The organism is Cedecea sp. Ae19-4 (assembly GCF_059801165.1).
In genome coordinates this window covers 1,363,827-1,380,695 of record NZ_JBCHWG010000001.1, presented here as the reverse complement: position 1 = coordinate 1,380,695, position 16,869 = coordinate 1,363,827, and the positions used below count along the sequence as shown (strand labels likewise).

General features: G+C 55.7%; 23 protein-coding genes. 12 read left to right on the top strand and 11 right to left on the bottom strand.

Features of this window, described 5'->3' with window-relative positions; genetic code table 11:
* Positions 1-67: 67 nt before the first annotated feature.
* Complete coding sequence (locus tag AAIE02_RS06635; protein ID WP_498532195.1) at positions 68-748, bottom strand: ArsR/SmtB family transcription factor; 681 nt, start codon at positions 746-748, stop codon at positions 68-70.
* A gap of 75 nt (positions 749-823) precedes the next feature.
* Between AAIE02_RS06635 and AAIE02_RS06630 the strand changes: the two genes are divergently transcribed.
* Entirely contained in the window at positions 824-1,183 is a 360-nt protein-coding gene (locus AAIE02_RS06630) for an antibiotic biosynthesis monooxygenase family protein (RefSeq protein ID WP_336981063.1), read from the top strand.
* Complete coding sequence (locus AAIE02_RS06625) at positions 1,176-1,919, top strand: sulfite exporter TauE/SafE family protein (RefSeq protein ID WP_166992658.1); 744 nt, start codon at positions 1,176-1,178, stop codon at positions 1,917-1,919. Before AAIE02_RS06630 ends, AAIE02_RS06625 begins: the two co-directional genes overlap by 8 nt.
* On the opposite strand, the gene AAIE02_RS06620 is transcribed toward AAIE02_RS06625, so the two are convergent.
* Positions 1,916-2,305 (bottom strand): rhodanese-like domain-containing protein, encoded by a 390-nt coding sequence (locus AAIE02_RS06620; RefSeq protein ID WP_498532194.1) that lies wholly within the window; start codon positions 2,303-2,305, stop codon positions 1,916-1,918. The genes AAIE02_RS06625 and AAIE02_RS06620 overlap by 4 nt on opposite strands.
* Before the next feature lie 65 nt (positions 2,306-2,370).
* Between AAIE02_RS06620 and ftrA the strand changes: the two genes are divergently transcribed.
* The 3 genes from ftrA to AAIE02_RS06605 all read left to right on the top strand — a co-directional run bounded on the left by ftrA (position 2,371) and on the right by AAIE02_RS06605 (position 4,144).
* The gene (gene ftrA / locus AAIE02_RS06615; protein WP_498532193.1) at positions 2,371-3,375 is read left to right on the top strand and encodes a transcriptional regulator FtrA; all 1,005 of its coding nucleotides are present in this window, start codon (positions 2,371-2,373) and stop codon (positions 3,373-3,375) included.
* A 121-nt stretch (positions 3,376-3,496) separates the two neighbouring features.
* Positions 3,497-3,592: a protein MgtS gene (mgtS, locus tag AAIE02_RS06610; protein ID WP_008459108.1), complete on the top strand. Its 96-nt coding sequence runs from the start codon at positions 3,497-3,499 to the stop codon at positions 3,590-3,592.
* Positions 3,593-3,784: 192 nt separating this feature from the next.
* Entirely contained in the window at positions 3,785-4,144 is a 360-nt protein-coding gene (locus tag AAIE02_RS06605) for an RcnB family protein (protein WP_008459111.1), read from the top strand.
* A 45-nt stretch (positions 4,145-4,189) separates the two neighbouring features.
* On the opposite strand, the gene AAIE02_RS06600 is transcribed toward AAIE02_RS06605, so the two are convergent.
* Both AAIE02_RS06600 and AAIE02_RS06595 read right to left on the bottom strand, forming a co-directional pair.
* Entirely contained in the window at positions 4,190-4,447 is a 258-nt protein-coding gene (locus tag AAIE02_RS06600) for a MafI family immunity protein (protein ID WP_008459113.1), read from the bottom strand.
* Between the two features lie 148 nt (positions 4,448-4,595).
* Positions 4,596-5,498 carry an alpha/beta hydrolase gene (locus tag AAIE02_RS06595; RefSeq protein WP_498532192.1) on the bottom strand — a complete coding sequence of 301 codons (903 nt, stop codon included), beginning with the start codon at positions 5,496-5,498 and terminating at the stop codon, positions 4,596-4,598.
* Between the two features lie 270 nt (positions 5,499-5,768).
* Here AAIE02_RS06595 and ydfZ point away from each other — a divergent pair, with 270 nt between their 5' ends.
* On the top strand, positions 5,769-5,972 hold the full coding sequence (ydfZ, locus tag AAIE02_RS06590; protein ID WP_039296773.1) for a putative selenium delivery protein YdfZ: 204 nt from the start codon (positions 5,769-5,771) through the stop codon (positions 5,970-5,972).
* A 39-nt stretch (positions 5,973-6,011) separates the two neighbouring features.
* Here the strand turns inward: ydfZ and AAIE02_RS06585 are convergent, their stop codons facing one another.
* Positions 6,012-6,302, bottom strand: coding sequence for a hypothetical protein (locus tag AAIE02_RS06585; protein ID WP_008459118.1), 291 nt, complete (start codon positions 6,300-6,302; stop codon positions 6,012-6,014).
* A gap of 66 nt (positions 6,303-6,368) precedes the next feature.
* On the opposite strand from AAIE02_RS06585, the gene tam reads away from it, so the two are divergent.
* Complete coding sequence (gene tam / locus AAIE02_RS06580) at positions 6,369-7,127, top strand: trans-aconitate 2-methyltransferase (protein WP_166992673.1); 759 nt, start codon at positions 6,369-6,371, stop codon at positions 7,125-7,127.
* On the opposite strand, the gene AAIE02_RS06575 is transcribed toward tam, so the two are convergent.
* From AAIE02_RS06575 to AAIE02_RS06565, 3 genes are all read right to left on the bottom strand, one after another.
* On the bottom strand, positions 7,124-8,053 hold the full coding sequence (locus tag AAIE02_RS06575) for an AraC family transcriptional regulator (protein ID WP_008459121.1): 930 nt from the start codon (positions 8,051-8,053) through the stop codon (positions 7,124-7,126). The two genes, tam and AAIE02_RS06575, sit on opposite strands and share 4 nt — an antisense overlap.
* A 1-nt stretch (position 8,054) precedes the next feature.
* On the bottom strand, positions 8,055-9,473 hold the full coding sequence (locus AAIE02_RS06570; protein WP_498532191.1) for an aldehyde dehydrogenase family protein: 1,419 nt from the start codon (positions 9,471-9,473) through the stop codon (positions 8,055-8,057).
* Positions 9,474-9,575: 102 nt separating this feature from the next.
* The gene (locus tag AAIE02_RS06565) at positions 9,576-10,031 is read right to left on the bottom strand and encodes a multidrug/biocide efflux PACE transporter (protein WP_166864233.1); all 456 of its coding nucleotides are present in this window, start codon (positions 10,029-10,031) and stop codon (positions 9,576-9,578) included.
* Positions 10,032-10,119: 88 nt separating this feature from the next.
* Here AAIE02_RS06565 and AAIE02_RS06560 point away from each other — a divergent pair, with 88 nt between their 5' ends.
* Positions 10,120-10,983 carry a LysR family transcriptional regulator gene (locus AAIE02_RS06560; RefSeq protein WP_498532190.1) on the top strand — a complete coding sequence of 288 codons (864 nt, stop codon included), beginning with the start codon at positions 10,120-10,122 and terminating at the stop codon, positions 10,981-10,983.
* A 79-nt stretch (positions 10,984-11,062) separates the two neighbouring features.
* Positions 11,063-11,686: a LysE family translocator gene (locus AAIE02_RS06555; protein ID WP_008459129.1), complete on the top strand. Its 624-nt coding sequence runs from the start codon at positions 11,063-11,065 to the stop codon at positions 11,684-11,686.
* A 43-nt stretch (positions 11,687-11,729) separates the two neighbouring features.
* Here the strand turns inward: AAIE02_RS06555 and AAIE02_RS06550 are convergent, their stop codons facing one another.
* A complete protein-coding gene (locus AAIE02_RS06550; RefSeq protein ID WP_008459131.1) occupies positions 11,730-11,918 on the bottom strand; it encodes a YdiH family protein in 189 nt (62 codons plus the stop codon).
* A gap of 117 nt (positions 11,919-12,035) precedes the next feature.
* Between AAIE02_RS06550 and AAIE02_RS06545 the strand changes: the two genes are divergently transcribed.
* Positions 12,036-12,425, top strand: a complete 390-nt coding sequence (locus tag AAIE02_RS06545; protein ID WP_008459134.1) for an acyl-CoA thioesterase — start codon at positions 12,036-12,038, stop codon at positions 12,423-12,425.
* A 32-nt stretch (positions 12,426-12,457) separates the two neighbouring features.
* On the opposite strand, the gene AAIE02_RS06540 is transcribed toward AAIE02_RS06545, so the two are convergent.
* Positions 12,458-13,009, bottom strand: a complete 552-nt coding sequence (locus AAIE02_RS06540; protein WP_498532189.1) for an AAA family ATPase — start codon at positions 13,007-13,009, stop codon at positions 12,458-12,460.
* 102 nt (positions 13,010-13,111) lie between these two features.
* Here AAIE02_RS06540 and AAIE02_RS06535 point away from each other — a divergent pair, with 102 nt between their 5' ends.
* On the top strand, positions 13,112-13,780 hold the full coding sequence (locus AAIE02_RS06535) for an epoxyqueuosine reductase QueH (protein WP_008459139.1): 669 nt from the start codon (positions 13,112-13,114) through the stop codon (positions 13,778-13,780).
* Positions 13,781-13,878: 98 nt separating this feature from the next.
* The gene (locus AAIE02_RS06530; protein ID WP_498532188.1) at positions 13,879-14,535 is read left to right on the top strand and encodes a methyltransferase; all 657 of its coding nucleotides are present in this window, start codon (positions 13,879-13,881) and stop codon (positions 14,533-14,535) included.
* 233 nt (positions 14,536-14,768) lie between these two features.
* Here AAIE02_RS06530 and dcp read toward each other — a convergent pair whose 3' ends face one another.
* The gene (gene dcp, locus AAIE02_RS06525; RefSeq protein ID WP_336981041.1) at positions 14,769-16,817 is read right to left on the bottom strand and encodes a peptidyl-dipeptidase Dcp; all 2,049 of its coding nucleotides are present in this window, start codon (positions 16,815-16,817) and stop codon (positions 14,769-14,771) included.
* Positions 16,818-16,869: the final 52 nt, after the last annotated feature.

Genomic DNA, 16,869 nt, shown 5'->3' with positions numbered 1-16,869 from the left:
AGGGGATCACTCATGCTCCCCGTCGGCTATTTTCTCCCTTTTCCTTTGGGGAGAGGTGAAAACTCTGTCAAAACGCCACCCCAAACAATCCTGCCAGCTTACGCTTCCCGCTCTCGGACACGTGCAGCTCACGACTGACCAGATCCCGCCGCATCCACCCTTTTTGTTCGCAGGTGTGCAGCAACGCTTTGCCTAGCTGTCCTCCCAGATGTTCGCGTCTTTCACTCCAGTCCAGACAGCCGCAGGCGTAGCGCCGGCGCGAGGCCCCGCTTTCCACGTTTACGCCCAGAAGCAGCAATTGTTCTTCCCCCCTGGCGGTGACCACATACTCTTCCCCCTCCAGCCAGCGAAGGCGAAATAATGCGTCATGGAGTGCCACGGCGATCTCTCCCGCCATATGGTCATAGCAGGTTCTGGCGTAGCGAAGATTGCCGGGGGTTTTGGTGCGCATAGTCGCGTCATCGCGGCCAACCAGCCCCATTAATCCTTCCAGCGCCCCGGCAATTTGGCTGCTGTGAAGCCGGTAGTAACGATGTCGCCCCTGCTGCACGCAGGCAATCAGCGATTGCTCCATTAACTTTGCCAGATGGCTGCTGGCCGTGGACGGTGCCACATTAGCCATGATGCTCAGTTCGGTTGCCGTCCAGGCCCGGCCATCCATTAACGTGCACAGCATGCTGGCTCGGGTTTTGTCCGCAATGGCGGCGGCAACGGCGGCAAGCCGGGTTTCGAGAAAATCTGTTTCCATATTTCGATGCTCAGCGAAGCGTCCTGTCTGACGATGGATTAGGGTTAGCAGGAGATAACAATAAGGAGCAACCTGATGATCGCCGTAATCTTTGAAGTCCTGCCTGCAGAAGGACACTATAGCCGCTATCTTGAACTGGCGGCAGAGCTAAAACCCGTGCTTGCCGATATTGATGGGTTTATTTCCATTGAACGTTTTCAAAGCCTTAGCGAACCTGGAAAAATCCTGTCGCTTTCGTTCTGGCGCGATGAGGCCGCCGTGCTGCAATGGCGCAATCAGGAATTACACCGCAGCGTTCAGCGCCAGGGCCGCCACTCGGTCTTTAGCGATTACCGGCTCAGGGTGGCGGACGTGATCCGCGATTACGGCATGTTTGAACGTGAACAGGCTCCGCAGGATAGCCGCAACGCACATAAGGAAAACACGAATGAATGATCTCAGCCTGAGCCTTGCCATTGCCGCTACTTTTGTTCTCGCTGGCACCGTCAAGGGCGTCACGGGGATGGGGTTACCTACCGTCGCCATGGGGATTCTGGGGTCATTGATTTCCCCGGTGGCGGCGGCGGGCATGCTGCTTTTACCCTCTTTCCTGACCAATATTTTCCAGCTTTATGAAGGGGGCAACCTGGCGGCATTGCTCCAACGCCTGTGGCCGATGATGCTAACCATTGTGCTGGGTACCCTTGGCAGCAGCAGTTTATTGGCCTCGGGCAGTAGTCATGCAACCACCGTGGCGCTGGGCATTGCCCTGATCGTCTATGCCTTATGGACGTTGTTTGCCAGGCCGCTGCACGTTCCCGCCCGCCACGAGCGCTGGCTCTCGCCGCTGATCGGCCTCCTCACCGGTTTATTGACCGGTGGCACGGGCGTATTTGTAATCCCCGCCGTGCCCTATATTCAGTCGCTTGGGCTTGAGCGCGATGAACTGGTGCAGGCGCTCGGGCTGTCCTTTACCTTTTCAACCCTTGCGCTGGCCGCCGGGCTTTGGTGGCACGGCGCGCTGCAGGAAATAGCCATTAGCACGTCCGTCATGGCGGTTGTCGCCGCGCTTATCGGCCTGTTTGCAGGCCAGCGTATCCGCAGGCGCATCAGCCCATTAGCCTTCAAGCGCGGCTTCCTGATCTGCCTCGTTCTGCTTGGCGGTGATATGGTGCTCCGCGCGCTGATTTAGGCGAAAGGCAAACCTTCATCTTCCCAGCCGGTGATGCCGCCGGGCATCACCTTCACTATCCTGCCGAGCTGCGCCAGTTTCAGGGCCGCCCGGTCGGCACCGTTGCAGTGCGGCCCGGCGCAGTACACCACAAACAGCGTGTCCTCGGGCCATTCGGCCATGCGGGATTCGGTGATCAGCCGATGGGGTAAATGAATAGCCCCCGGCAGGTGCCGTCGGGCAAATGTTTCATCAGAACCCACCACGTGCAGCAGCACAAAATCTGGATCGCCGCTCTGGATCGCCGCGTTGACGTCGGCACAGTCGGTTTCAAGCGACAGTTTGTGCAGGTAATGCGCGGCGACGGTTTCTGAGGCTGCCGCAGGGTGGTCAGTCACGTAGCTCATGTTTATCTCCTTTTGGTTTGAGCTTTGATTCTGACGCCGCGACGGAGGCTTGACAGCTGACACGAATGACGATTAGCGTAAATATCATGACAAAATTAACCCCCCTGCCTAAAAACCCTCTTGTCGTCACGCTGGCTTACGACGGCCTTTGCACGTTCGAATTCGGCGTTGCCGTGGAAATTTTCGGCCTGCCGCGCCCCGAGCTGGGTGAGAATTGGTATCGCTTTGCTGTCGCCGGCATTGAGCCCGGCGAGCTACGGGCGATGGGCGGTATTCGTCTGGTGGTGGATGGCGGACTGGATTTGCTGGCTGAAGCCAGTTTGATCGTGGTTCCTGGCTGGCGCGGGATCGATCAATCCGTGCCAGAGTCACTTATTGCGGCATTGCGGGCGGCACATGCGCGCGGTGCACGCCTGATGTCCATTTGCTCCGGCGTGTTTGTGCTGGCGGCAACTGGTCTGCTTGATGGCCAGCGGGCAACCACCCACTGGCGCTACACGGAAGCGCTGCAGGCGCGTTACCCGGCGATCGAAGTGATCCCGGACGTGCTTTATCTGGATAACGGGGATGTTTTGACCTCGGCGGGCAGCGCGGCGGGCATCGACCTCGCCCTGCATCTGGTGCGCCGGGATTTTGGTGCCGCAGCGGCCAACAGCGTTGCCCGGCGCTTAGTCGTGCAGCCTCATCGCGAGGGCGGCCAGGCGCAGTTTATCGAACAAGCAGTCCCCGTAGAGTACGAAGGAGAGCGGTTTGCGCCGCTGTTTGATCACCTGCAGCGCCATTTAAGCGAGCGGCACTCCGTGGCAAGCCTGGCCGCCTATGTCGGCATGAGCCCGAGAACTTTTTTACGCCGCTTCGAAGCCGCGACGGGCCTCACGCCCGCCGCCTGGCTGCTGCAAACCCGCCTTAAACGCTGCCGGGAGCTGCTGGAAAACAGCACGCTGCCGATAGAGCATATTGCCGAACAGACGGGATTTGGCTCAGCGGCGACGCTGCGTCATCATTTCCGGAAACATCTTCGAACGTCTCCCGCCACATACAGAAACGCATTTACTTCACAAAACGAATAATTTACCTGCGGTTAGGGATTGTTTAAGTTGTGTACGGTATGATAGCTCCACTCATCTGAGTAAACCCTTTTTTATCACGCGAGGTATTTCTATAGAAATGCAGTAATCTGGAGGATTAACTATGTTAGGGAACATGAACGTATTTATGGCAGTACTGGGATTCATCTTATTTTCCGGTTTTCTTGCTGCCTGGTTTAGCCACAAATGGGATGACTAATGAACGGTGACCTTCCCCCACCTACGACGCCTCTCGCGAAATAAACTTTCCGGGAGGCGTTTTCATTTCTGCTCCATTGCGGTGGAGGATTTGCTAACAAAAAAATACAGCGCGTAATGAGTAAATCGGCACAATTTGTTGTCTTCCTATACGGAATCAACAAAAGCAGACTGGATTCACTCTGGAGAATTTATGCGCAAGTCAACAAAAGTAGCGGTATTAACAGCGGTATGGCTCGCGGGCGCGCTGCCCTCTCTGGCCTTTGCCTATTCAGGTGATAAGCAGCTAAAGGCGACGGCACCGGGCACGTCGGCACAGTCCTATGAACTGAAAGAATTCTCCTCAGATTTCAAAATGTACAAGATCGGCGACATTGCGCCCGACATCTACCGGACCGAACCCTATAACATCAAAAGCTGGCAGCTTCGCCATCTCCCTGCGCCGCAGGCCGGTAGCCACTGGACCTACATGGGCGGCAATTATGTCTTAATTACCGACGCCGAAGGAAAGATCCTTCAGGCAATGGCTGGCGATATATTTTATCAGCACTAAGGATAATCCAACCCTGAGGCTGGATATCCTTAACAGCGAAAGGGTTTAATTTAATAAATTTCTCAGGGGATCGATTTCAGTATATTGATTGTCGATCTCCAGTAACCCCGCAATATCCAGTACCTGCCTGTACTCATCAGGGCTAATACGCACCTGATAATTTGCGATATGTCCACACAGCGTTTCAAAAGCCAGTACATTTTCTGAGAAGTCGATATATTCCAGCGCGAAGTCAATGAGTGACGAATCGAGCCGGTTTTTAAGAGCCTCACCAAAGGTTTTGATTTTTTCGTTGATATCCATATTGACCACGTAAAGTTAATTGTTATTTGCGTGCCATCATTGGGAATGGGAAACGGCATCCTGCCGAAATACATCCCTATGGATATCGGATTGCGGGGAAATTTCTTGAGGGGCGTGCGTAATACTTATTTCAGATAACGATCCGACACTAACTTTTCGCCAACCATTTCGCGTAATGATCGGGCCATTTCACGGTCGGTGTGCCAGGTTTGCCAATGCCGAAACCGTGGCCGCCGCTGCTGTAGCGGTGCATTTCTACCGGCACATGCTGCTGCTCACAGGCCGCGGCCATAATTAACGTATTCTGCGGGTCAGAAATTGGGTCGTCTTCGGCCTGGACCAGGAAAAACGGCGGCGAATGCGGGGTGACATAATTCTGCACGGACCAGGCGGCGTTCTCGGCTGATGAAGCATCTTTGCCGACCAGAATTTTATGCGTAGAGGTGTGCTCATAAGGTTTTTCCAGCGTAATGACCGGATAAATTAACGCCGCCCGATCGGCAAAGGCGGGTTTCTCGTCTAAACGATCCTGCTTTGGATACGAGCGGTAATCGGGTCGCGTGGCGGCCAGGCCAAGCAGATGCCCACCGGCGGAAAAGCCCAGCACGCTGACGTTATGTTCACGATCGCGCACGATTCTTAACGCGCGCTGCGCGTCCTGCAAGGCAACCAGATTGCCATCAGTCCATCCTTCCGACGGCAAACGGTAGCTCAGCACATACGCGGTATATCCCCGCGCCACCAGCCATTCCGCCGCGGGCCAGGCTTCTGACCCCATTTCAATGCGCTTATAGCCCCCGCCCGCCGCCACCAGCACGGCCTGGCCATTAGGTGATTCGGGTTCAATCACGGTCAGAATCGGGAGCGCAATATTGCTCTGCGCCCCGCGCGCCGACGTCTGAATACTCCCTGTCGGCCCACCACCGCCCGGTGGCGTGCCTTTCCACAGCGGAATAGCCGAACGCTTCACGCCTGATGCAGCAAACGAGATGCCCGCTTTAGCCGCGAGCAATCCGGCGGTAACACAGGTAATAAAATGGCGACGATCCATAGTAAACTCCTGACAATACAGGTTAATCACTATGCCAAAAGAGTGTGTCTAAAGTCATATTCTAAACCAGCAATACGTAACCAGCCGTTTCGCTTGAGTTAATTATGGAGAAAAACCGCCTGGTGGAAATCATTCTGTCCACTTTACTCATCGCAAAATAACAACCAATTCATCATACAATTTGATTTTGATTAATGAATCCTGCCGCGTATCGGCCTTAAATAGGCTCCGGTTAAACTGTTTCATTCGTTAAGAGGAGTGCTCAACATGATGATGACCTGGGACCGCAACAGGAATGCCATTACCACCGGCAGCCGCGTTTTGATTAACGGCACAGGCAAAACCGGGCTGATTAAAGCCATTCACGGTGAAGGTAAAAATGCCGAGCAAATTCGCCGCAGCAAATGCGTGGAAGTGGAAGGTTGTGAAGGGCAATTTGAACCGACGGAATTATTCCGCCTGGGCTTACACTGATAGCTAAAAGTTACCCGGCCTGCCGCCGGGTAACGGATGCTATTTACGCAGTGCCCTGACCTGCGAAAAACCGTGCTCAAACACGCTGTCAGCGGCACAGATGATCACGATAACGTCGCCACCGGATGCTTCCTCCAGCAAACGCGCCAGCTCGGCGTCCAGCTCCCGGTTCATTTTCGGCATCGCCAGGTGCATTTCCCCCGGATAATCCTCATCCTCGTCAGGCGGCATGTCTTCGATGCGGCTGCCCTTCACCACATAAATCAGCAGATCATTGTCGTTATGGGTGAGCTCTAGTCTCAAATATTTGCCAACCGGATGTTTAGCCATGCGTTACCTTCAATAGCGTATAAAATAATTTGTCGGCAATGTTAGCAAAGCAACGAGGATAAAACGATGCAGGACTGGAACCCCACGCTCTATTTGCAGTTTGAAGCTGAACGTACCCGCCCGGCCGCTGAGTTGGTTGCCCGAATTAACCACCCTGGCGCAAACACCTTTACCGATTTGGGCTGCGGCCCCGGCAACTCCACGGCGCTGCTGCGTAATCTGGCGCCAGAAGCTTCGATTACCGGGCTGGATAACTCTCCCGCGATGCTCGCCAAAGCCGGTGCCGCACTGCCAGACTGCCGCTTTGAAGAGGCGGATATCGCCACCTGGCAGCCCGCCGTGAAACAGGATGTGATTTTCGCCAACGCTTCGCTGCAGTGGATAGCCAACCATAAGCAGGTCTTCCCACACCTGGCGGCACAGCTGGCAGACGGCGGCGTGCTGGCGGTGCAAATGCCCGATAACTGGCAGGAGCCCACGCATACATTAATGCGCCAGGTTGCCGACGAACTGGGGATCTCGCGCTCGAGCCGCGAAGCCTTGCTAACGGCTCAGGAATATTACGATCTGCTGGCCGAAAGCGGCTGCACGGTGGATATCTGGCGCACGACGTATTTCCACGTTATGCCGTCCGCCCGCGCCATCATTGAATGGTTAAGCTCGACCGGCCTGCGCCCTTACCTGCACGGGCTGGACGCCATTCAGCAGGAGGCGTTTCTTGAGCGCTATCACCAGTTGCTGCAGCGCGCCTACCGCAAGCAGCATGACGGCAACGTGCTGATGCCGTTCCCCCGCCTGTTTATTGTGGCGCGGAAAACGGCCTAGAATGAAGTGCCCTGTTGACGCAGGGCATCAATGTCCTGCAGCGGCGACGCGCCAAATGCCCGGCGATACTCCCGGTTAAACTGGGAGGGGGAATCATAGCCCACCTTCCAGGCGACGCTGGCGACATCGCCTTCGCAGCTCAATAAACGCCGGCGGGCCTCCAGCAGGCGAAGCTGTTTTTGGTACTGCAGTGGGCTCATGATCGTCAGAGCTTTGAAGCGGTGATGCAGGCTGGAAGCGCTCATGCCGACGCGCTTCGCAAGCTCATCAATGACCAGCGGCTCGGCATAATTCTGTTTGATCCAGTTAATGGCTTCCCCCACGCCTTTGCCCTGCGCCCAGCCCAGCGCCTGTTTCCAGAATGAAGCCCCGGCGGGAGCGATGACCAGCCGGTAGAGAATTTCTTGCTTGATGAGCGGCGCGAGGGCATGCAGATGCTGCGGGCTGTCCAGCAGCGTGACCAGGCGCAGAAAAGCGCCCTGGAGCTCTTCTTCCGCGGCGGCGACCCAGGCCCCGGTTTTCTCCCCGTTGCCGTCCGGCAGCACCACGTTCATGTTCATGATCAGGTCGGCAATTTCTTTCCCGTCAAGGTCGATGCGTACGCCGTAGTAAGGCTCGGCTTCGCTGGCGCGGGTCACCTGCCCGGACACCGGCATATCCACGGCTGCCAGCGAATAGCTGCCGGGACCGTACTCCGTGACGTTGTCACCGATAAGCATTTTTTTGCTGCCCTGCAGCACCATACACATGGACGGAGAAAGCATCCCGCGATTGAGCAGCGTCGGCTGTTCGATGCGAATAAAGCTGAGCCACGGCAGCGCGCAGCTCAGCTCCTTCACCCCACCGCCGCCCGCCGGGTAACGACGGGCGACACGCTGGTGCAGTTCGTCAATAATGCGGCCCGAAGGCCGCTCGGTTGGTTGCATATTACTGCCCCATAATGGCTTTGGGTTCAAGATACGCTTCCAGCCCGTAAGTGCCAAATTCGCGGCCAAGACCGGACTGTTTAAAACCGCCGAACGGCGCGAGCGGTTCGTCATAAACGCCGTTGACGAACACACGCCCCGCGATAAGCTGCCGGGCAACGGCCGCCGTGCGCACTGTATCTTTCCCGCTAACGTAGGCCTGCAGGCCATAAACCGTATCATTGGCGATCTGCACTGCTTCGGCGTCATCGCGGTAGGTAATCACCGACAGCACCGGGCCAAAAATTTCCTGTTGGGCAATGGTCATGTCGTTGCGCACGTTCACAAACACCGTCGGTTTCACAAAGTAACCGCTGGCCAGCCCCTCGGGACGCCCTTCTCCGCCGCAAAGCAGCTCCGCCCCTTCGGCAATCCCGCTACGAATATACTCCTGCACGCGCTGGTACTGCCGGGCGGTCACGGCGGCCCCGATGTTCGTTTTCGGATCCCGCGGGTTGCCTGGTACCAGAATAGCCAGATGTTTGAGAATTTGCGCTTTGACCTCGGCCAGCCTGCTTTCTGGCACCAGCAGGCGAGTCCCTGCGATACAGGCCTGGCCGCTGTTCCAGCTCATGACCTGCAGCGCCAGCGGAATAGCGGTATCGAGATCGGCATCGTCCAGCAGCACGTTGGCAGACTTGCCGCCCAGTTCAAGGGTGACGCGCTTCATGGTTGCCGCCCCGTCACGGGCAATCGTTTTGCCCACCGCCGTTGAGCCAGTGAACGAGATTTTAGCCACGTCCGGGTGGCGCGTGATTTCCGCACCAACCACATTGCCCAGGCCGGTGACGATATTAATCACGCCGTCGGGCAGCCCGGCGGCATGCAGGCATTCCGTGATGATCGCCGTTTGACGGGCGCTGAGCTCGCTGGGCTTGATAACCGCTGTGCTGCCGGAGGCAATCACCATCGACAGTTTGCCAGCGATAAAGCCGTAGTTAGCGTTCCAGGGGGTAATGAGCCCCACCACGCCCAGCGGCTCCATGACCACTTTCGCCATCCCCGCCTGAGATTCAAAAGAGTAGTCTTTCAGCAGATCGATTGCCTGGAGGAAGCTGTTGTACGAGCGAGCCACGGTGCTTTGGGCAAAAGCTATCGGGCAGCCGTATTCATCCACCATAGTTTCCACCAGCTCGTCTTCACGCGCTTTCACGGCGTCGTGCAGCAGCTGCAGCCAAATCATTCTTTGTTCGCGGCTGGAAAGGCGCATTTGCGGAAATGCGGCTTTTGCCGCAGCAATGGCGAGGCGGGTGTCTTCTTCGTCTGCCAGGCGAACCTGAGCGGCAGGTTGTTCGCTGACGGGATGAATTAAGGTCAGCACCTCAGTGCCGTGGGGCGTGACGTGCTGACCGTTAATATATAGGGTGTCGATGGTTTTCATTTATTGCGCTCCAGGGGGTTGTGTCTGACGACTTAAAGTGTCGTCGAACGCGGCCGTTTTCCTGTAGCGCAATCCTGTTTGATGCTTGCACAATCCTGCAAATCAGGACTGCTTTTTCATCTCTCTGCTGGCCACGTTCTGAAAGCGTTTGGCGCGCAGCCAGTCGTAGCACCAGTTATAAGCCACGGTGTACGGCAGGAAGAACAGGAAGAAACCAATCTCTACCATCAGCGCCTGCAGCAGCGTGACATTCAGCATCCAGGCGGCAAGCGGCAGGCCAATCAGGATAAAGCCCCCTTCGAAGCCCAGCGCGTGCGCAACGCGCAAGCCCATACCACGCTTGAGTGACGGCGGGTAAAATTTATCAAACCCGGCGTTGTAAATAATGTTCCAGACCATCGCGACGGTGGACAGCATGATAGCCAGCGCACCCATCTGGAAAAGCGGTTTGTTCATTAGCCAGGCGGCGGTTGGCGCACAGATACCGATGGCGATAGCCTCGAAGCCGACGGCATGCACAATGCGCTCAGACAGGCTTCTGTTGTTTTGCGATTTCATTTTGATGACTCCTTTTTCACAAGGTCGCCATTATCATCGCAATTATTGATATAATATAGCTAACAGCCATCGATAAAAGCGATAGTTTATGCGTTACTCCCCGGAATCACTGGAAGCCTTTTTACAGGCCGTTGAAACGGGTTCTTTTTCCGCCGCCGCACGCAAGCTGAAAAAGAGCCAGTCCACCATCAGCAGCGCTATTGCCAACCTGGAAGTTGACCTCGGCGTGACGCTGTTCGATCGCCACGCCAGGCAGCCCACGCTTACCCCGCACGGGCAGCGCGTTTTGCCCTATGTACAGGCTATTTTTGCCGCCAGCGAGCGGCTGGATGAAGTTTCCGTCAGGCTGGCGGACAACGTCGAGCCGCGCCTGACGTTTGTGCTTTCCGACATGTGGCAAACCGCCCACCACGAATCCATCCTGCAGCAGTTTTCCGAGCGTTACCCGGACATCGAATTTGAATGCATTATTGCTGAGGATGAAGACGTGATTGATAGTCTGCAGATTGGCCGCGCCCACGTCGGCGTCCTGCGGGTTCAGGAGAGTTACCCGCCGGATATCACCGTCGCCCGCCTTCAGGTCGGCGCAGAAATGACCATTTTTATTCATCGCGATCACCCGCTGGCGAAGCAGACAGAGGTGCGGATGGATGAGCTACATACCGTGCGGCAACTGGTGCTTAAAACCTTTGTGCGCCCCGGTAAGGTCGCCGCACGCGGCCCTATCTGGTCGTCCCCATCTTTACTGCTGCTGCTTGAGATGGCGGAACAGGGTTTTGGCTGGGGAATTTTGCCGAGCTGGCTGGTTAACCAGTTTGGACACGGCGTGCTTAAGCCGCTAAAGGTGGAAGGCTGGCCGCAAAATCTTGAGGTGGATGTCGCCTGGTCGAACAAAACGCCGCCCGGCCCGGCTGGCCGCTGGATGATCGACCGACTACGCGAGCGGCGGTAATAACTCGGCACACACTTGCGGTTGTCACCCGCACGGCTTTCAGGTTAAAAAACGTTATTCCACCAACAGGATCCCGTAAATGAGCGTTATCACTCCCCTTTTTGCTATTACCGCCACCATCGCGCTGGGCGCCATGAGCCCCGGCCCAAGCTTTGTTTATGTCGCTCAAAATGCCGTAGCGCGTTCACGCGCGCATGGGCTGGTGACCGCGCTGGGAACCGGCGTCGGGGCGGCGGCATTTTCGCTGATGGCGCTGCTGGGTTTACAGGCTTTTCTGCTGGCGGTGCCGGTGGCCTATACCGGGATCAAGATAGCCGGCGGGCTTTATCTGCTGTGGCTGGCTTATAAGATAATCAAACACTCTCGCGAGCCGCTGCACGTGGGCGCCGTGGGAAAAAGCGATAAAAGCATGATAGCCACCTTCCGTGACGGGCTGTTCACCCAGTTGAGCAACCCGAAAACCGCCGTCGTGTTTGCCAGTATTTTTACCGCGCTGCTGCCGCGCGAGATCCCGGCATTCTACTACGTCGTGTTGCCGGTGCTGTGCTTTGTGATTGATGCGGGATGGTATTCGATTGTCACGCTGGTGCTCTCTTCCGAGAAACCGCGCAATGCCTACCTGCGTTTTAAAACTGTGATTGACCGCTTAGCGGGCGGCGTGATGGGGATTTTGGGGCTGAAGCTGATTTTCTTCTCACGCTAAAAAACAGAAAGCCACCGCAAGCGGTGGCTCAGACAGAGTGGGATCAGTGAATCCCCAACCGGTGCGCATGGAAAATCTCTTCACGCAGTTCGAGGTGGGTTAAACCCAGCAGATCGGCAAACTCCAGCTTGAGCTGCTGCAGGCGGATCAGGAATTGCGCGGGGGTTAACTGCTCTTGTTCACGACGAAGAAATTCAAACGCTAAGGTGGTTGGGGTTATCTCGGTGTCCATGGTAATCCTCTGTTGGGTTGTGAAATCAACAGTATTGTACCACCAACGCGCTGTTCAAAAAACAGCCAGAGCAGGATTTCTGGCGCTTAACTTTTATAACAACATCAGGACTGAAACATGTTTTCTAAGCATTATGAAGTGGATGAAAGCCATATTGATTTTCAGGGCGTAGTCGACGGCCTGTACTATCCTTTTTACATGGAGTGGACGCGCCACGCCTACATGCGCGAGGCGCTTGGTATTGATATCGAGGAAGAGTTCCGCCAGGGCAAACTCTATATGGTACTGGAATACTCCCTGCGCTTTCGTAAGAGCCTGCAGAAAGGCGACAACGTTGAGGTCACCTGCCAGCTTGAGCGCAACGAAAAACGCAACCGCGTGAACTTCGCGCAGCAGATCAAAGTTGATGGCGTGGTTTATGCCGAAGCGACGTTTGTCGCCACCTGCCTGGCCAATGGCCGCCCTTCCATGCCGGAAGCCGTACTGAACGCACTGGAACAGCTTTAACATCGATTAGCGAAGGGCAACCGTGCTCTTCGCTAGCCTTCCTCCAGCGCCTGGAGGATGTAATCTGTTCTCCACTCCACGCTCCCCTCCGGCAACACGATTATCCGATACCCCAGCTTGCCGTAAGTGTCAGCCATGATTGCAGCCGTCTGCACCGCCTCTTCCCAGCTCTGCTTTCTTTCTGCATCCCCGGCATAAATAGCCTTCCAGGGCGGTGCCAGGAAAATATCAGAATGGTAGGGAAACCGTCTAACGGCTTCCAACAGATGATCGGGAATGGGCAACTGCATCAGGGTGAGATAACCCAGGATGTCCGGCACGCCGCGATCGTAAAAACAATAAGTCTGTTTTTCGTCTGCGCCATACCAGGAGCGCATTTCCCACCCAAGCATCTGCTCAGCAAATGCCTCAGGATCCTGCCAGGGTAAGGCGTGCCCGCCAATTTGCTGCTGGTGCTGAATAATGCTCCTCCCGGCCTCCGGCTGACAATCAAAACCCCGGCGTTTGAGCTCATTAATGAGGGTACTTTTCCCGGAACCTGGCCCGCCGGTAAGCACCACACGTTTCACCTGAATATTGTTCATAAACCTCCCAAACATTATTTTCTTTACTGATTTATGGTGATTCCACACCCTCGTTCCTGCTACCCTCTGGCAAAAAAGTGAATAAGACTTAGGATCACCCGCATGCAAGAATTTATCCGGCCGGTTTTGAACCTGCCTAACAACGAGAAGAAACTGCTGCTGCACTCCTGCTGCGCCCCCTGCTCGGGTGAAGTCATGGAGGCCATACACGCGTCCGGTATCGAATACACCGTGTTCTTCTACAACCCAAACATTCACCCGCAGAAAGAGTATTTACTGCGCAAGGATGAAAACATTCGCTTTGCGGAACAGCACGGCGTGCCGTTTGTGGATGCGGATTACGATACCGATAATTGGTTTGAGCGTGCGAAAGGGATGGAGTGGGAGCCGGAGCGTGGAGTGAGATGCACCATGTGCTTTGATATGCGTTTCGAGCGTACCGCACTTTACGCCCATGAGCACGGATTTAATGTCATCAGCAGTTCGCTGGGGATTTCCCGCTGGAAAAACATGCAGCAGATTAACGACTGCGGGCACCGCGCCGCCGCGCCTTATGAAGGCATGAGCTATTGGGATTACAACTGGCGCAAACAGGGTGGCTCCGCTCGCATGATTGAAATCAGCAAGCGCGAACAGTTCTACCAGCAGGAATACTGCGGCTGCGTCTATTCCCTGCGCGACACCAACCTGCACCGGAAAGCCAATAACCGGCCGATGATTAAAATCGGCAAGCTGTTCTACGGCAAGGACGACGAGTCATCTCAGGCTTAACCCACTGAATGGTTGACACATTTTTGCATTAATTAACGGTTGCCCGTAGTAAGGGCAGCTGTTTTAATTTCCTCTTTAAATTATTACCAGAGGGAACTATGCAAAATAATACTCACGCTGGCGTCAGGGCTTACAACCCTATCACTCTAAAACTTTACGACTGGTGGGTGTTAAAGATCTCAAATCAGTACGCCTGGCGTTGCCCGACAGACACCGTTTTGCTCCCGCATTTCAAGGCCCACACCGGCGAAAATCATCTGGATATCGGCGTGGGAACGGGCTATTACCTGCCTCACCTGCCTGCCACCGTTGAACTTTCCCTGATGGATTTGAACACCAGCAGCCTGCAGGCGGCCTCGGCGAAAGCGGGCCACAGAATCAAAGACCATCTGCAGCATGACGTTTTTAAGCCCCTGCCGCAGAGCTGGCACGATCGTTTTGACTCCATCTCACTTTTCTATTTACTGCATTGCCTGCCCGGCTCGCTAAACGACAAAGCGCTGGCGATAGATAACATTGCCCGTGCGCTTAAAACAGAAGGCACGCTCTTTGGCGCGACGATTCTGGGTGAAGGCGTGGCGCACAATGCTTTTGGCCGCAAGCTAATGAACGTTTATAACAAGAAAGGGATCTTTTCTAATCGGCAGGATTCAGCAGGGCTGCTCAGGGATGTTTTGACCGCGAGATTCGAACAGGTCGACGTAAAAATTGAAGGAACAGTCGCGTTATTTATCGCCAGCGGACGCCGCGATTAAGAGGGAAAATCCGGGAGCCTGCCGACATCGATCAGGCCCCGTAATCGTTCAAAGTAACCCAGAAGTACCCTGCATTTTCCCGAGCAGGTTTGAAATTTATAGCCAGCAACCCTGGACATTGCACGGATATATTCTGTTTGATTTTTAAGGCACTTAACGCAAATCAGGGCTTTGCAGTTTGCGTTAAGTGCGATTTCACTGCGGCTACACTAGTGAGAGCGCTTTCTTTGCCATTATTGCTCCGCCAGCCCGCGGTTTTTCAGCATCGGTTCGCTGTGCGGATCGTGCCCTCGCCAGTCGCGGTACAACGCTTCCAGATCGCTGCTGTTGCCTCTTGAGAGAATAGCTTCCCGGAAGCGCTGACCGTTTGCGGCGCTGAGCCCGCCCTGCTCCACAAACCACTGATAGCCGTCGTCCGCTAACATTTGCGTCCAGATATAGGCGTAGTAACCCGCCGCGTAGCCGCCGCCAAAAATATGGGCAAAATAGCTACTGCGGTAGCGAGGCGGCACCTCGGCCAGCTTGATGTGCTCTTTTTCCAGCGCTTCAGCTTCGAAGCGCGCCACATCGTCAATAGCCGTGTCTGGCGCCAGGCTGTGCCAGTTCATGTCCAGCAGCGCCGCCGCCAGCAGCTCGGTCATGTCATAGCCTTTGTTAAACTGCGCGGCGCGGAACAGTTTGCTGCGGAGCGACTCTGGCATTGGCTCGCCGGTCTGGTGATGCCGGGCATAATTGGCAAAGACCTCGGGATGGCTCGCCCAGTGCTCGTTAATTTGCGAAGGGAACTCCACAAAATCTCGCGGCGTGTTGGTCCCCGAAAGGCTCGCATAGCGCTGGGTAGCAAACAGGCCGTGCAGCGTATGGCCGAACTCGTGAAACAGCGTTATGACATCGTCCCATGAAATCAGGGCAGCCTCGCCGCTGGCCGGTTTGGTGTAGTTGCATACGTTGTAGATCACCGGCATGGCGTCAAACAGCGTGGATTGCTCGACAAAGTTCCCCATCCACGCCCCGCCGCCTTTGCTGTCTCTGGCGAAGAAATCACCGTAGAACAGCGCCATGCCGCGCCCATCGTTATCAAAAATCTCCCAGGTGCGCACATCCGGGTGGTAAGTCGGGATATCAAAACGTTCCACGAAACGCAGCCCGAAGAGCTGGCTGGCGGCCCAGAATACGCCGTTAGTCAGCACACCGTTGAGTTCAAAATACGGTTTAATCTGCCCTTCATCGAGATCGTACTTCGCACTACGCACCTGCTCGGCGTAAAACTGCCAGTCCCATGCCGTGGCCTGGAATCCCCCGTTCTGGGCATCAATAACGTCCTGAATGTCTTTCAGTTCGCGGCGCGCCCGCCCGGTGGCCGCAGGGACGATGTTCCGCATAAAGCGCAGCGCCGCATCGGGGGTTTTCGCCATCTGGTCGGCCATTTTCCAGGCCGCGTAGTTTTCAAAGCCCAAAAGCTGAGCTTGTGCAGCCCGCAGCGTAGCCAGGCGAGCGACGATGGCGCGAGTATCGTTCGCATCGTTGCGCTGGGCACGCGTCCAGCCAGCCTCAAAGAGCGCTTCTCGCGTGGCGCGGTCGCTCAGGCTTTGTAAAGCCGGCTGCTGGGTAAAATTCAGCAGCGGAAGCAGCCATTTCCCCGGCAGGCCTTTGTCAGCCGCAGCCTGCGCAGCAGCCGCAATTTCCGCGCTGGTCAGGCCGTTAAGCGCCTCAGCGTGGTCAACCACCAGACCACCGGCTTTATCCGCCGCATGAAGACGATTATTGAACTGGCTGGTGAGCTGGGCGCTCTCTTTGTTCAGCGCTTTCAGCTGCGTTTTATCCTGCTGGCTTAACGTGGCGCCCGCCAGCTTGAACGACTGCCAGGTCACCTCCACCAGCCGCAGGGATTCCGCATCCAGATTGAGGTCGTGGCGCTGCTGATAAACGCGATTCAGCCGGGCGAATAAGGTGTCGTTCAGGCGAATTTCATCGGCAAGCTCAGCCAGTTCGGTGGAGAACTCTTCATCAAGCTGCTGCAGGAAATCGCTGGTGTGCGCCGACGTCATGGCGTAGAACACGGTAGTCACGCGGCCCAACATCGCACCGGTTTTCTCCAGCGCCAGGTAAGTATTTTCAAACGTAGGCTCAGCCGGATCACCGGCAATGGCGGCGACTTCTGCACGCTTGATGCGCTTACCTTCATCGAAAGCCGGTCGGTAATGGTCGTTAGTTATCTCGTCGAAATGCGGGGCCTGATAAGGCAATAAACTCGGCTGGAAAAACGGGTTGCTCTGCAACATCCTCTACTCCCGGTGACCTGAAATGTGGGTTAGTTATAGCGCATTTAGCTTC

Excerpts from the sequence above, each read along its gene's own strand:
- AAIE02_RS06635 (WP_498532195.1), bottom strand. The coding sequence starts at position 748 with ATGGAAACAGATTTTCTCGAAACCCGGCTTGCCGCCGTTGCCGCCGCC.
- AAIE02_RS06630 (WP_336981063.1), top strand. The coding sequence starts at position 824 with ATGATCGCCGTAATCTTTGAAGTCCTGCCTGCAGAAGGACACTATAGC.
- AAIE02_RS06625 (WP_166992658.1), top strand. The coding sequence starts at position 1,176 with ATGAATGATCTCAGCCTGAGCCTTGCCATTGCCGCTACTTTTGTTCTC.
- AAIE02_RS06620 (WP_498532194.1), bottom strand. The coding sequence starts at position 2,305 with ATGAGCTACGTGACTGACCACCCTGCGGCAGCCTCAGAAACCGTCGCC.
- ftrA (WP_498532193.1), top strand. The coding sequence starts at position 2,371 with ATGACGATTAGCGTAAATATCATGACAAAATTAACCCCCCTGCCTAAA.
- mgtS (WP_008459108.1), top strand. The coding sequence starts at position 3,497 with ATGTTAGGGAACATGAACGTATTTATGGCAGTACTGGGATTCATCTTA.
- AAIE02_RS06605 (WP_008459111.1), top strand. The coding sequence starts at position 3,785 with ATGCGCAAGTCAACAAAAGTAGCGGTATTAACAGCGGTATGGCTCGCG.
- AAIE02_RS06600 (WP_008459113.1), bottom strand. The coding sequence starts at position 4,447 with ATGGATATCAACGAAAAAATCAAAACCTTTGGTGAGGCTCTTAAAAAC.
- AAIE02_RS06595 (WP_498532192.1), bottom strand. The coding sequence starts at position 5,498 with ATGGATCGTCGCCATTTTATTACCTGTGTTACCGCCGGATTGCTCGCG.
- ydfZ (WP_039296773.1), top strand. The coding sequence starts at position 5,769 with ATGATGACCTGGGACCGCAACAGGAATGCCATTACCACCGGCAGCCGC.
- AAIE02_RS06585 (WP_008459118.1), bottom strand. The coding sequence starts at position 6,302 with ATGGCTAAACATCCGGTTGGCAAATATTTGAGACTAGAGCTCACCCAT.
- tam (WP_166992673.1), top strand. The coding sequence starts at position 6,369 with ATGCAGGACTGGAACCCCACGCTCTATTTGCAGTTTGAAGCTGAACGT.
- AAIE02_RS06575 (WP_008459121.1), bottom strand. The coding sequence starts at position 8,053 with ATGCAACCAACCGAGCGGCCTTCGGGCCGCATTATTGACGAACTGCAC.
- AAIE02_RS06570 (WP_498532191.1), bottom strand. The coding sequence starts at position 9,473 with ATGAAAACCATCGACACCCTATATATTAACGGTCAGCACGTCACGCCC.
- AAIE02_RS06565 (WP_166864233.1), bottom strand. The coding sequence starts at position 10,031 with ATGAAATCGCAAAACAACAGAAGCCTGTCTGAGCGCATTGTGCATGCC.
- AAIE02_RS06560 (WP_498532190.1), top strand. The coding sequence starts at position 10,120 with ATGCGTTACTCCCCGGAATCACTGGAAGCCTTTTTACAGGCCGTTGAA.
- AAIE02_RS06555 (WP_008459129.1), top strand. The coding sequence starts at position 11,063 with ATGAGCGTTATCACTCCCCTTTTTGCTATTACCGCCACCATCGCGCTG.
- AAIE02_RS06550 (WP_008459131.1), bottom strand. The coding sequence starts at position 11,918 with ATGGACACCGAGATAACCCCAACCACCTTAGCGTTTGAATTTCTTCGT.
- AAIE02_RS06545 (WP_008459134.1), top strand. The coding sequence starts at position 12,036 with ATGTTTTCTAAGCATTATGAAGTGGATGAAAGCCATATTGATTTTCAG.
- AAIE02_RS06540 (WP_498532189.1), bottom strand. The coding sequence starts at position 13,009 with ATGAACAATATTCAGGTGAAACGTGTGGTGCTTACCGGCGGGCCAGGT.
- AAIE02_RS06535 (WP_008459139.1), top strand. The coding sequence starts at position 13,112 with ATGCAAGAATTTATCCGGCCGGTTTTGAACCTGCCTAACAACGAGAAG.
- AAIE02_RS06530 (WP_498532188.1), top strand. The coding sequence starts at position 13,879 with ATGCAAAATAATACTCACGCTGGCGTCAGGGCTTACAACCCTATCACT.
- dcp (WP_336981041.1), bottom strand. The coding sequence starts at position 16,817 with ATGTTGCAGAGCAACCCGTTTTTCCAGCCGAGTTTATTGCCTTATCAG.